This is a genomic window from Achromobacter sp. 1014246743, from assembly GCF_059760725.1.
This window is the reverse complement of record NZ_JCBANA010000019.1, coordinates 47,599-59,918: the sequence shown is the minus strand read 5'-3', so window position 1 is coordinate 59,918 and position 12,320 is coordinate 47,599. Positions and strand designations below refer to the sequence as shown.

Here is a 12,320-nt window from a genome sequence, read left to right as displayed (position 1 = left end):
CCCAGGCCGCGCGCGCAACCCTGGAAACCAATCAATGAAAACAAAACTCTTGAACACCGCGGTTGCGCTGGCGCTGGCTGCGTTGGCCGGATCGGCCTGGGCCCAGGCCCAGCCGCCGCTGCGCATCTCGTTCACCGCCGACATCCGCTCGACCGAGCCCGGCGTCAATCGCGACAGCAACAGCGATGCCGTCGTCCTGCACATCGTCGAAGGCCTGGTGGCCTACGGCGAAGACGCCGAAGTGCGCCCCCTCCTGGCTGAATCCATCGACATCAGCCCCGACGGCAAGACCTACACCTTCAAGCTGCGCCAGGGCGTCAAGTTCCACAACGGCGCCCCCCTCACCTCCGCCGACGTCCTCTGGACCTGGCAGCACTACACCGCCGCCAACTCCGGCTGGCGCTGTTCCAGCGAATTCGATGGCCGCGGCACCGTCAAGGTCACCGGCATCGAAGCCCCCGACGCCCAGACCGTCGTCTACCACCTGGAAAAACCCAGCAGCCTGTTCCTGGCCTCGCTCGCGCGCGCCGACTGCGGCGGCACCGGCATCCTGCAAAAGGCCTCCGTCAAGCCCGACGGCACCTGGGACAAGCCCATCGGCACCGGCCCCTTCGAACTCGCCGAATGGAAGCGCGGCGAATACATCCGCCTCACCAAATTCGCCGACTACGCCAACCGCGGCGGCAAGCTCGACGGCTACACCGGCTCCAAGCGCCCCCTGGTCGACGAAGTGCGCTTCATGATCGTGCCCGACGACTCCACCGCCAAGGCCGCCCTGCAACGCGGCAACATCGACATCATCGAAGACGTCTCCAACAACGACGTCCCCGTCCTGCAGGCCACGCCCAACGTCAAGGTCGCCTACGCGCCCGTCATGAGCATGACCGCGCTGCTGCTGCAAACCAAGGACCCGCTGCTGTCCAACCCCAAGATGCGCCAGGCCCTGGCCCACGCCATCGACTACGAACAACTGGCCGCCGCCGTCACCGAAGGCCTGGCCAAGCCCAACAACTCCATCGTCCCCCTGGTCTCGCCCTACCACGACGCCACCCAGAAAGAAGGCTGGAAATACGACGTCGCCCTGTCCCAGAAGCTGCTGAAAGAAGCCGGCTACAAGGGCCAGGAAATCGAGCTGATGACCACCAAGCGCTACCCCCAGTCCTACAACTCCGCCGTCATCATCCAGGCCATGCTCCAGGCCGCCGGCATCAACGCCAAGCTGTCCGTCGCCGAATGGGCCACCCAGCTCGACCGCTACAACGCCGGCACCTACCAGATGATGACCTTCCCCTACTCCGCCCGCCTGGACGCCGCCCTGAACTACGAAATGGTCACCGGCGACAAAACCAAACAGCCGCGCAAAGTCTGGGACAACCCCGACGCCCAGAAACTCCTGGACGCCGCCTCGGTCGACACCGACCACGCCAAACGCCAGACCTCGTTCGACCACCTGCACAAACTGTTCCTGACCGACGTTCCCAGCATCCCGCTCTACAACGGCCTGGACATCGGCGCCTACCGCACGGACGTCAAGGGCTACACCCCCTGGGCCGTGAAGAAACCACGCGCCTGGGAAGTGGAACGCGTGGCGAAGTAAAGCCGCACAGCAAAATGCAAAGCGGCCGCGAAAGCGGCCTCTTTGCATTGCGGAACCAGGAAAACAAATACGCCAGGCAAACAACTCGCCCCAGCGCCCGCCAAGGTACAGACAGTAGAGCCTGACGCGTCGGTGGCCTGCGGTGTGCGGGGCGTGTAGATTGCGCCCGAGGGAATCGGAAGGCAGTCGCCGAAGGCGACAACGACGATGACAAAGGGGGGGGCCGCCGAGGCCAGTCCGGAGCGAAGGCTCCGGACCGCAATCGTAGCCCCGCGTTCGCCTCCCGCCACGACGCCGCGCGACTTAAGAACCCACCCCACCACCAGCAACCCAACTATCACATTAGCAATCACCAACAACCACATAAGCAATAAATGAAAGCCCCCAAAAAAACCCTAAGGGAAACCCCGCGATAGATAACCCGCATATCTGATCACACAATTTCTATTGTCCCCCCGCCCCCCCACCCGCCTAGACTCCCATCATCAAAGCCAGCCCAAGCCTCCCCGGAGATCGACATGCCCGCCTACGGCCCGCCCCTGAACTTCCAGCGCTGGATCCAGGACCACGCCCACCTGCTCAAGCCCCCCGTCGGCAACCAGCAGATCTGGCAGGACGCCGACTTCATCGTCACCGTCGTCGGCGGCCCCAACCACCGCACCGACTATCACGACGACCCGTTGGAAGAATTCTTCTACCAGGTCCGCGGCAACGCCTGGCTTTCGTTGTGGATCGACGGCAAGCCCGAACGCGTCGACCTCAAGGAAGGCGACATCTTCCTGTTGCCGCCCCACGTGCGCCACTCCCCCCAGCGCCCTGAAACCGACAGCGCCTGTCTGGTCATCGAACGCCAGCGCCCGCAAGGCCTGCTCGACGGCTTCGAGTGGTATTGCCCCCACTGCGGCCACCTGGTACACCGCGTCGAAGTCCAACTGAAAAGCATCGTCACCGACCTGCCGCCCCTGTTCCAGGGCTTCTACGGCAGCGAACAGAAACGCACCTGCCCCGGCTGCGGCGCCATCCACCCCGGCAAGGCGCAGGCCCCGGCCACGCAGCCCGCGCCCGCCTGACCCCGCGCCTTGGTTTGACCCCGGCTGTCTGTTGAACGACAGCCGCTTGCCTGATCCGCGCTTGCCCTCGCGCATCCCGTTGCCCAACCCGCGACAAGCCGCCTTCATCCCACGCCTTTTGCACGCCTTGCCCATGACCCAGAAAATCGACATGCACGCCCACTTCTTTCCGCCCATCACGCGGCAGGAAGCGGCCGAGCTCGACCCCGTCAACGCCCCCTGGCTGAGGCGCGACGGCGATGGTTCCACTGGCCAGATCATGGCCGGTGACCGCCCTTTCCGCCCCGTCGACGCCACCCTGTGGGATCCGGCCCTGCGCGTGGCGCAGATGGATCGCCACGGCGTTGACGTGCAGATCCTGTGCGCCACCCCCGTCATGTTCGGCTACACCTACCCGGCCCAGGCCGCGGCCGACTGGGCCGCCCGCATGAATGACCTGGCGCTGGAACATTGCGCCCACGCCCCCGCCCGCCTGAAGGCCCTGGCCCAGGTGCCGCTGCAAGACCTGGATCTGGCCTGCCGCGAAGCCTCGCGCGCCCGCGCTGCCGGCCACCTGGGCGTGCAGATCGGCAACCACGTCGGCCCGCGCGACCTGGACGACGACACGCTGGTGCAGTTCCTGGTGCACTGCGCCCACGACGACATCCCGGTGCTCGTGCACCCCTGGGACATGATGACCGACGGCCGCATGAAAAAATGGATGCTGCCCTGGCTGGTCGCCATGCCAGCCGAAACGCAGCTCGGCATCCTGTCGCTGATCCTGTCCGGCGCCTTCGAGCGTATTCCGCGCAGCCTGAAGCTGTGCTTTGCCCACGGCGGCGGCAGCTTTGCCTTTCTGCTGGGCCGCGTCGACAACGCCTGGCGCCATCGCGACATCATCCGCCAAGACTGCCCGCAACTGCCTTCGTCCTACACCGACCGCTTCTACGTCGACAGCGCCGTGTTCGACCCGCGCTCGCTGCGCCTGTTGATCGACGTCATGGGCGAAGACCGCGTGCTGCTGGGGTCCGACTACCCGTATCCGCTGGGCGAGCAGGAAGTCGGCAAGCTGGTTGCGCACTCAGACCTGCTGCCGGCCGTGCAGCAAAAGATTCTGTTCGGCAACACCGTGACGTTCTTCGGCCTGGGCCGCTGAACGCCGCATCGTCACCACATGACCGTGAGACACGGCAACGCAAGGGGAATCACCATGAAACGCATCCATCTGCTGGCCGCCCTGGCGGCCCTGGGCCTGGCCCACGGCGCGCCCGCCTGGGCCGACGTCAAGATCGGCCTGCTCACCACCTTGACCGGTCCCGGCTCGGTGCTGGGGCAGGACCAGCTCGACGGCTTCATGCTGGCCGTGGAGCAAGGCGGCGGCAAGCTGGGCGGCGTGCCCGTGCAGGTCATCAAGGAAGACGACCAGTTCAAGCCCGAAGTCGGCGTGCAGGCCGCGCGCAAGCTGGTGCAAAGCGACAAGGTGCCGATCATCACCGGCGTGGTGTATTCCAACGTGATGCTGGCCGTGGCCCGGCCCGTCACCAGTGCCGGCGTGTTCCTGGTGGGCTCGAACGCCGGCCCCACCAACCTGGCCGGCAAGGACTGTTCGCCCTTCTTTTTTTCGAGCTCGTGGAACAACACGCAGCGCCACGAAGGCAGCGGCGAAATGGCCAACCAGATGGGCTTCAGGAAGGTCTACCTGCTGGCGCCCAATTACCAGGCCGGCAAGGACGCCATGGCCGGCTTCAAGCGCTTCTTCAAGGGCGAAGTCGTCAACGAAGTCTTCACCCAGGTGAACCAGCCCGACTACTCGGTGGAACTGGCCGCCCTGGCCGACGCCAAACCCGACGCGGCCTACGTGTTCTTTCCCGGCGGCATGGGCGTGAACTTCGTCAAGCAGTACCGCCAGGCGGGCCTGTTCGGCAAGATCCCGTTGCTGTCGGTCGACACCATCGACGGCGCCACCCTGCCTGCATTGGGACAGGACGCCCTGGGCGCCGTCACCAACGTGCCCTATTCGCCCGACCTGGACAACCCCGCCAACAAGGCCTTTGCGGCCGCGTTCCGGCAGAAATACGGTCGCGAGCCCTCCAGCTATGCCGCCCAATCGTGGGATGCGGCCCAGCTGATCGGATCGGCGCTCAAGCGCACCGGCGGCAAGGTCGACGACAAGGACGCGCTGCGCCGCGCGCTGGAAGCCGCCGATTTCCAATCGGTGCGCGGTGAATTCCGCTACCAGCCGAATCACTTCCCGGTGGCCGGCTTCTTCCGTGCCGACGTGGCGCAGGGCGCGGACGGCAAGGTGGGCTTCGTCAACAAGGGCCCCATCTTTCCCGACCTGTCCAAGGTATCGGACCAGTACGCCACGCAGTGCGTCATGAAATGAAGCCCTGGCGGCCCGCGCAACCGGGCCGCCGAGGCAGATGAGAGGTAAGGCTCCATGTCCGCGACGCTGCTGCTGGTACAGGCCCTGAACGGCCTGCAACTGGGTATCCTGCTTTTCCTGCTGGCCGCCGGCCTGACGCTGGTGTTCGGCATCATGAACTTCATCAATCTTGCCCACGGCTCGCTGTATATGATGGGCGCCTTCATCGCGGCCACCGTGTTCCGCCACACCGGCTCGTTCCTGCTGGCGGCCGCCGCCGTGGTGGCCGGCATGGCGCTGCTGGGGCTGCTGCTGGACCGCATCGCGCTGGCGCGACTGTATCCGCGCGAACACCTGGACCAGGTGCTGGCCACCTTCGGCTTCATCCTGTTCTTCAACGAGCTCACGCGCATCATCTGGGGGCCCGCGCCCATCAGCATGGGACTGCCGTCGTGGCTGTCCGGCACCATCGACCTCTTGGGCGTCACGTATCCGCTCTACCGCTTTCTCATCATCGTGGCGGGCCTGGCGGTGGCCGCGAGCTGCTACGTCCTGATCCACCGTACCCGGCTGGGCATGCTGATCCGCGCGGGATCGACCGACCGCATGATGGTGGGTGCACTGGGCGTGAACATCGCGCGGCTGAATACGCTGCTGTTCGTGCTGGGCGCGGTGCTGGCCGGCGTGGCGGGGCTGATGGCCGGGCCGATCCTGTCGGCGCAGACCGGCATGGGCGAACCGATCCTGATCCTGACGCTGGTGGTGATCGTCATCGGCGGCATCGGCTCGGTGCGCGGCGCCTTCCTGGCCGCGCTGATGGTGGGGCTGATCGACACGCTGGGCCGCGCGCTGCTGCCGGCGCTGCTGCGCGCGGCGCTGTCGCCCGCCGCCGCCAACGCGGCCGGCCCGGCGATCGCATCGATGCTGATCTATATCGTCATGGCGCTGGTGCTGGCGCTGCGGCCGCAAGGCCTGTTTCCCGTACGGCACGGATAAGGGGCGCACCATGCTTGAACTCTCTGCGCGCAAACTGGCCGCCGGCCTGTTGTTGCTGGTCCTGGCCCTGGTGCCGCTGTATGCGCAGTGGCAAGGCGAGCCCTTCCTGCTGGCGTTGTTCGGCCGCGTGCTGGTGTACGGCATCGCGGCGCTGGCCTTGAACCTGCTGCTGGGCTATGGCGGCATGGTCAGCTTCGGCCATGCGCTGTACCTGGGCCTGGGCGCCTATGCCGTGGGCGTGCTGAACCACTACGGCATCGACAACGGCTGGCTGCACCTGGCGGCGGCGCTGGGCGCGTGCGCCGTGGTCGGGGTGGTCAGCGGCTACGTCGCGATGCGCACGTCCGGCATCGCCTTCATCATGATCACCCTGGCCTTCGCGCAGATGTTCTATTTCCTGGCGACGGGGCTGGAAGGTTTTGGCGGCGACGACGGCATGTCGCTGTTCTCGGGCAGCGACTTCGGCCTGTTCCGGCTGGATACGCCGCTGGCGCTGTACATCGCCGCCTTTGGCGTGCTGCTGTGCACGCTGGGTGCGCTGCACCGGCTGGTGCACGCGCCCTTCGGCATGGCGCTGCGCGGTTGTCAGGCCAACGAGCGGCGCATGCGCGCGCTGGGCTTTGCCACGCTGCGCTACCGGCTGGCGGCCTACGTGATTTCGGCCATGGTGTGCGGCGTGGCCGGCGTGCTGCTGGCCAACCTGACGCTGTACGTATCGCCGTCCTACCTGGCCTGGACAACGTCGGGCGAACTGATCGTGATGGTGGCGCTGGGCGGCCTGGGCACGCTGTTCGGCCCCGTCGCCGGCGCCCTGGCGTTCCTGCTGCTCGAAGAAGGCCTGAAGCTGCTGACCGACCACTGGATGCTGGTGATGGGTCTATTGATCGTGGGCGTGGTGCTGGTGTCGCGCCGCGGCCTGTATGGCGGCCTGTCAGCCAAGCCCTGGCGCCTGGGCGGCCTGCGGCCCACGCCGCGCCCCACCGGAGCACCGCGATGAGCACCCTGCGCGTGGAAAACCTGGTCAAGCGCTACGGCGGCCTGACCGTCACCGACGACCTGTCGCTGGACGTGCCCAGCGGCGAACTGCACGCCGTCATCGGCCCCAACGGCGCCGGCAAGACCACGCTGATCGGCCAGCTGAGCGGCGAACTGCGGCCCGACGGCGGGCGCGTGCTGCTCGACGGGCTGGACGTGACCTGCATGCCGGTCGACAAGCGCGTACGCCACGGCCTGGCGCGTTCGTACCAGATCACTTCCGTGTTCAAGCCCTTCACCGCGCTGGAAAACGTCATCATGGCGGTGCAGGCGCGGCGCGGCCACAGCTTTCGTTTCTGGCGGCCGGTGCTGGCCACGCCCGCGCTGCGCGATCCGGCGCACCAGGCGCTGGAACTGGCCGGGCTGGCCGCCCGCGCCAACACCCCGGCCGGCGAACTGGCGCACGGCGAGCTGCGCCAGCTGGAGCTGGCCATGGTGCTGGCGTGCCAGCCCACCCTGTTGCTGCTGGACGAGCCCATGGCGGGCATGAGCCAGCACGAATCCGAAGCCATGACGCGGCTGCTGCAACGGCTGCGCGGGCAATACACCATCTTGCTGGTGGAACACGATATGCAAGCCGTCTTTGCCCTGTCCGACCGCATCACCGTGCTGGTGTATGGCCGCGCCCTGGCCTGCGGCAACGCCGACGACATCCGCCGCGATCCGCAGGTGCGCGAATGCTACCTGGGCAGCGAACGGGGCCACGCCGGCCGCCGTGCGCAAGCGGCCCAGGCACAGGCCGCGACGGGAGCCGCCGCATGAGCCGCGTGCCAGGCAGTCTCGTGAATGGCGCAGCGATCGGCGACCCGGCTGCCCGCGCATCGCAAGCCGGCCCCCGCAGCGACCGCCCGGCCCCCTTGTTGTCACTGCGCGGCGTCACCGCGCACTACGGTGCCAGCCAGGCGCTGTTCGGCATCGACCTGGACATCGGACCCGGCGAATTCGTGACGCTGCTCGGCCGCAACGGCATGGGCAAGTCCACCACCGTCAAAGCCATCATGGGCCTGAACCGCGCCAGCCGTGGCGCCATCGCGTTCGACGGCCGCGACATCACGCCGCTGCCCTCGTACAAGGTGGCGCAGTGCGGCATCGGCCTGGTGCCCGAAGGCCGCCACGTGTTCCCCAATCTGTCGGTACGCGAAAACCTGGTCGCCACCGCCCACAATCGCCAGGGCCTGGCGGCCCCCTGGACGCTGGACCGGGTCTACGCCTTGTTCCCACGGCTGGGCGAACGCGCGCGCCACCTGGGCAGCCATCTGTCAGGCGGCGAACAGCAGATGCTGGCGATCGGCCGGGCGTTGCTCACCAACCCACGCCTCTTGATCCTGGACGAAGCCACCGAAGGCCTGGCGCCGGTGGTGCGCGAGGAAATCTGGCAGGCGCTGGAAAGCCTGAAGCGCACCGGCCTGGCGGTCCTGTGCATCGACAAGAACCTTGAGCCGCTGCTGGCCACGGCCGATCGGCATGCCATCGTGGAAAAGGGCCGCGTGGCCTGGACGGGCACCTCGCAGGCCTTCATCGACGACGAACCGCGCCTGCTGCAATACCTGGGGGTGTAGCGGCCAGGGACGCAGTGCGCCCCAAGAAAAATCGGGCGCCTGCAAGCGCCCGATGCGTCGCACAGAGGTCCGCCGTTCAGGCGCCGACGCCGGCGGGCTCGCGCAATGATGCCGCCACGGCGGCTTCGCTTTCGTCCGGGATCGGGGCCGCAGCTTCCGGCTCGTGCGCGACCGCCTGCAGTGCATGCAGCACGCCATGCTCGCGCAGCGTTTCCAGCTGCGCGGCCAGCGCGGCGATGAACACCGGCTTCTTGCCCAGGTCGCCAAACACGGGCCGATAACCTGCCAGCACCATGGCGCGGCGATGCGCGGCCTGGCTCGGCGCCGAGGCGCGCGCCGCCACGTCGGCCCGCGCCAGCAGCTTGGCCAACGGCGCGGCCAGGGGGTCCTGGATGGCATGATGTGCGCCCGTCTCGTCCTGGCCGCGCAGATAGTGCAGCCACGCAGCCACCACCAGCGTCAGCCGGCGAATGTCGTCGCCACCACGCAGGCGTTCACGAATGGTCGGCAGCAAGCGCTGCGGCAGCTTCTGCGAGCCGTCCGTGGCGATCTGCCGCGTCCACTGCGGCAAGGCGGGATTGGCCACGCGCGCCAGGAAGCGATGGCGGTAGCCTTCCAGCCCCACGTCCGGAATGCCCTTGAGCGTCGGCGCGATCTCGCAGCGCATCAGGTCGTCCACGAAATCGCGCAGCGCCGGCAGCGCGGCCGCCTCGCCGACCGTGGCAATGCCCAGCAGGCCCCCCAGGTAGGCCAGCGCCGAATGCGGGCCATTGACCATGCGCAGCTTCAGGCGCTCGTAGGGCGCGGCGTTGGCCACGAAGGTCACGCCCGCGGCCTCCCAGGCGGGGCGACCGGCGGCGAATCTGTCTTCGATTACCCAGTTCAGGTAGGGCTCGCCCACCACCGGCCAGGCGTCTTCCACGCCCAGCCGCTGCGCGATGCGCGCGCGGTCTTCGTCGCGGGTGGTCGGCACGATGCGGTCGACCATGGAATTGGGGAACGTGCAGTGCTTGTCGATCCAGCCGGTCAGCCCCACGTCGATGCGCAGCGCAAAGGCCAGCACCAGGCTGCGCAGGGTGTCGCCGTTGGCCTGCAGGTTGTCGCAGGACAGCAGCGTCAGCGGCGGCAGGCCACGCTCGCGGCGCAGCGCCAGGCCGTAGACCAACAGGCCGATCGCGCTGCGCGGCCGAATCGGGTTGTCCAGGTCGTGCAGGATGTCCGGGTCGTCCCAGCGCAAGTGGCCCGTGGCCGGCTCGTGGCTGTAGCCCTTCTCGGTGATCGTCAGGCTGACGATGCGGGTCTGCGGATAAGCGATGCGCTCAAGCACCGCGTTGGGGTCTTCCTCGGCCACCATCACGCGCTGCACCGCCCCGACCACGCGCAACTGTTCGCGCGGCTCGCCGTCTGGCGCGCTGTCGCGCAACGCCAGCGTATACAGCCCGTCCTGCGGCGCCAGCGCATCGCGCGTGGCGGCGCTGCGCAGCGACACCCCCAGGATGCCCCACGACAAGTCCTGGCTGGCGGCCATGGCCAGATCGGTGGCCACCGCCTGGTGCGCCCGGTGAAACGCCCCCAACCCCAGGTGCACGATGCCCGGTGTGAGCCGGCTGCGGTCATAGGCGGGTTTCTCCACGTCTGCGGGCAGACGCGTCAACGACTCCGTATTCAAACGTTCGAGCATGGATTGCAGTGCCAAAAAGTCGCCGTGGTGCGTCTGCCGACAGGCCAGCAGACGGGCGCGTGGGTGGGAATTCGCGCCAGCGTATCGTATGGCTGCGGCGAAGGCAAAACGTAACGTAGTATTACGTCAAAACGCGTTCCGTGACGGCGGCGGCCGCAAGACCGCAAGTCCGAACCACGGTGGCAATCCATATCTGTTAAAAAGCCGCCACCCCCGGCCTTATTACGCACCCCCATGTCCACGAATCCGCACCACTCGCCCTATAAAAGCACAGGCGGCCTGCGCCGCATCCTGAACGCGCTGCGCTATTCGCTGCAGGGCCTGAAGGCCGCGATCAAGTACGAGGCGGCGTTTCGCCAGGAACTGGCGCTGGCCGTGCTGCTCATCCCCGCCGCGTTCTTCCTGGGGCGCACCACGGTCGAAGTCTTCTTCCTGATCGGCACCGTGATCCTGGTGCTGGCGGTGGAATTGCTCAATTCCGCAGTCGAGGCGCTGGCCGACGCGCTGTCGGTCGACACCCACCCGCTGCTGGGCCGCGCCAAGGACCTGGGCAGCGCCGCCGTTATGCTATTGCTGTTGTTCACGGTGGCCGTATGGGTCGGCGTGGCCGTCAGCCGGTTCGTCATGCACTGAAAGTCGGACGCCGGCTTGCCCGCCCCGGCCCCCGCGCCCGTACCGGCGCCTCTATACTGGGAGCCATGATGCCCAACACCAAGCCCGCTTCCCCGGAACGCATAGTCATCGTCGGCGGGGGTGCCGGCGGCCTCGAACTTGCCGCCAAGCTCGGCCGCATCCACGGCCGCCAGCACATCACCCTGGTCGACAGCCGTCCATTCCACATCTGGAAGCCGTCGCTGCACGAAGCAGCGGCCGGCACGCTTGATATCCACCAGGAAGGCCTGTCCTACCTGATGCTGGCGCACATGAACGGCTTTTCGTTCGCGCAGGGCCGGCTCGTCGGCGTCGACCGCGAGCGCCGCCTGGTCACCGTCGACCCGGTGTCCGATTCCCAAGGCCAGGAAGTCCTGCCACGCCGCGAGCTGGCCTATGACACCCTGGTGCTGGCCCTGGGCAGCACGTCCAACTTCTTCAACACCCCCGGCGCGGCCGACCACGCCGTGACGCTGGACACCACCGAAAACGCCGAGCAGTTCCGCCTGACCATGCTCAAGGCCATGGCGCTGGTCGACCAGGCCAAGGTGCGCGATCCGTCCGCCCGCCTCGATCTCGTCATCGTCGGCGGCGGCGCCACCGGCGTCGAACTCGCGGTCGAACTCACCGAAGCCAGCCACGTCGTCAGTGCTTACGGCCTGCCGAACTTCCGCGCCGAACGCGACCTGGCCATCACGCTGGTCGAAGGCGCGCCGCGCATCCTGTCGGCGCTGCCCGAAAAGATCTCCACCGCGGCCACCACCCGCCTGACCGAACTCGGCATCCGCGTCGAAACCGCCTGCCGCGTGTCCGAAGTCACCGCCGATTCGGTCAAGACCGCCGACGGCCGTACCTTCCCCGCCCAGCTCTGCATGTGGGCGGCGGGCATCAAGGGCCCGGCGCTGTTGGCCGACCTGGACCTGCCCCTGAACAAGCTGGGCCAGGTCGAAGTGAACGAACGCCTGGAAACCACCGACCCGCACATCCTGGCGCTGGGCGACTGCTGCGCCGCGCCCTGGCGCGACGGCCGCACGGTGCCCGCCCGCGCCCAGGCCGCCCACCAGCAGGCCGACTACCTGGCCAAGAAAATCACCGCCCGCCTGCGCGGCACGGCTGAACCCACCACGCCCTACGTCTACGAAGACCACGGCTCGCTGGTGTCGCTGGGCCAGGACGCCGGCGTGGGCAGCCTGATGGGCAAGCTGGCCGGACGGGGCCTCTTCGTAAGCGGTACACTGGCGCGCCTGATGTACATGAGCCTGCACCTGATGCACCACAAAGCGGTGCTGGGCATCTCGCGCACCGCCTCCCTGGCCCTGGCCCGCCTGCTCATGCGGCGCACGCGTCCCCGGGTCAAACTGCACTAGGGCCTGTTAATAATCACTTC

The 12,320-nt window shown here is 67.6% G+C and carries 11 protein-coding genes; 10 read left to right on the top strand and 1 reads right to left on the bottom strand.

Going from position 1 to position 12,320, the window contains the following annotated elements:
* Nucleotides 1–34: 34 nt before the first annotated feature.
* The 8 genes from AC6LJ2_RS10430 to AC6LJ2_RS10395 all read left to right on the top strand — a co-directional run bounded on the left by AC6LJ2_RS10430 (nucleotide 35) and on the right by AC6LJ2_RS10395 (nucleotide 8,601).
* Entirely contained in the window at nucleotides 35–1,597 is a 1,563-nt protein-coding gene (locus AC6LJ2_RS10430; protein ID WP_498151324.1) for an ABC transporter substrate-binding protein, read from the top strand.
* Nucleotides 1,598–2,115: 518 nt separating this feature from the next.
* Nucleotides 2,116–2,667 carry a 3-hydroxyanthranilate 3,4-dioxygenase gene (locus AC6LJ2_RS10425; RefSeq protein WP_025139487.1) on the top strand — a complete coding sequence of 184 codons (552 nt, stop codon included), beginning with the start codon at nucleotides 2,116–2,118 and terminating at the stop codon, nucleotides 2,665–2,667.
* Nucleotides 2,668–2,800: 133 nt separating this feature from the next.
* Nucleotides 2,801–3,802 (top strand): amidohydrolase family protein, encoded by a 1,002-nt coding sequence (locus AC6LJ2_RS10420; RefSeq protein WP_498151323.1) that lies wholly within the window; start codon nucleotides 2,801–2,803, stop codon nucleotides 3,800–3,802.
* Between the two features lie 54 nt (nucleotides 3,803–3,856).
* Nucleotides 3,857–5,032, top strand: a complete 1,176-nt coding sequence (locus tag AC6LJ2_RS10415) for an ABC transporter substrate-binding protein (RefSeq protein ID WP_445657505.1) — start codon at nucleotides 3,857–3,859, stop codon at nucleotides 5,030–5,032.
* A 54-nt stretch (nucleotides 5,033–5,086) separates the two neighbouring features.
* Nucleotides 5,087–6,007: a branched-chain amino acid ABC transporter permease gene (locus AC6LJ2_RS10410; protein ID WP_498151322.1), complete on the top strand. Its 921-nt coding sequence runs from the start codon at nucleotides 5,087–5,089 to the stop codon at nucleotides 6,005–6,007.
* Nucleotides 6,008–6,017: 10 nt separating this feature from the next.
* Nucleotides 6,018–7,004, top strand: a complete 987-nt coding sequence (locus AC6LJ2_RS10405) for a branched-chain amino acid ABC transporter permease (RefSeq protein ID WP_498151321.1) — start codon at nucleotides 6,018–6,020, stop codon at nucleotides 7,002–7,004.
* Nucleotides 7,001–7,804: an ABC transporter ATP-binding protein gene (locus tag AC6LJ2_RS10400; protein WP_498151320.1), complete on the top strand. Its 804-nt coding sequence runs from the start codon at nucleotides 7,001–7,003 to the stop codon at nucleotides 7,802–7,804. Before AC6LJ2_RS10405 ends, AC6LJ2_RS10400 begins: the two co-directional genes overlap by 4 nt.
* Entirely contained in the window at nucleotides 7,801–8,601 is an 801-nt protein-coding gene (locus AC6LJ2_RS10395) for an ABC transporter ATP-binding protein (RefSeq protein ID WP_445657507.1), read from the top strand. Before AC6LJ2_RS10400 ends, AC6LJ2_RS10395 begins: the two co-directional genes overlap by 4 nt.
* Nucleotides 8,602–8,677: 76 nt before the next feature.
* Here the strand turns inward: AC6LJ2_RS10395 and AC6LJ2_RS10390 are convergent, their stop codons facing one another.
* Nucleotides 8,678–10,282, bottom strand: coding sequence for a mannitol dehydrogenase family protein (locus AC6LJ2_RS10390; protein WP_445657508.1), 1,605 nt, complete (start codon nucleotides 10,280–10,282; stop codon nucleotides 8,678–8,680).
* 234 nt (nucleotides 10,283–10,516) lie between these two features.
* Here AC6LJ2_RS10390 and AC6LJ2_RS10385 point away from each other — a divergent pair, with 234 nt between their 5' ends.
* Together AC6LJ2_RS10385 and AC6LJ2_RS10380 are read left to right on the top strand one after the other, a co-directional pair.
* A complete protein-coding gene (locus AC6LJ2_RS10385; protein WP_025139479.1) occupies nucleotides 10,517–10,915 on the top strand; it encodes a diacylglycerol kinase in 399 nt (132 codons plus the stop codon).
* Between the two features lie 68 nt (nucleotides 10,916–10,983).
* Nucleotides 10,984–12,300 carry an NAD(P)/FAD-dependent oxidoreductase gene (locus tag AC6LJ2_RS10380; RefSeq protein ID WP_445659214.1) on the top strand — a complete coding sequence of 439 codons (1,317 nt, stop codon included), beginning with the start codon at nucleotides 10,984–10,986 and terminating at the stop codon, nucleotides 12,298–12,300.
* The last annotated feature ends 20 nt before the right edge of the window (nucleotides 12,301–12,320 follow it).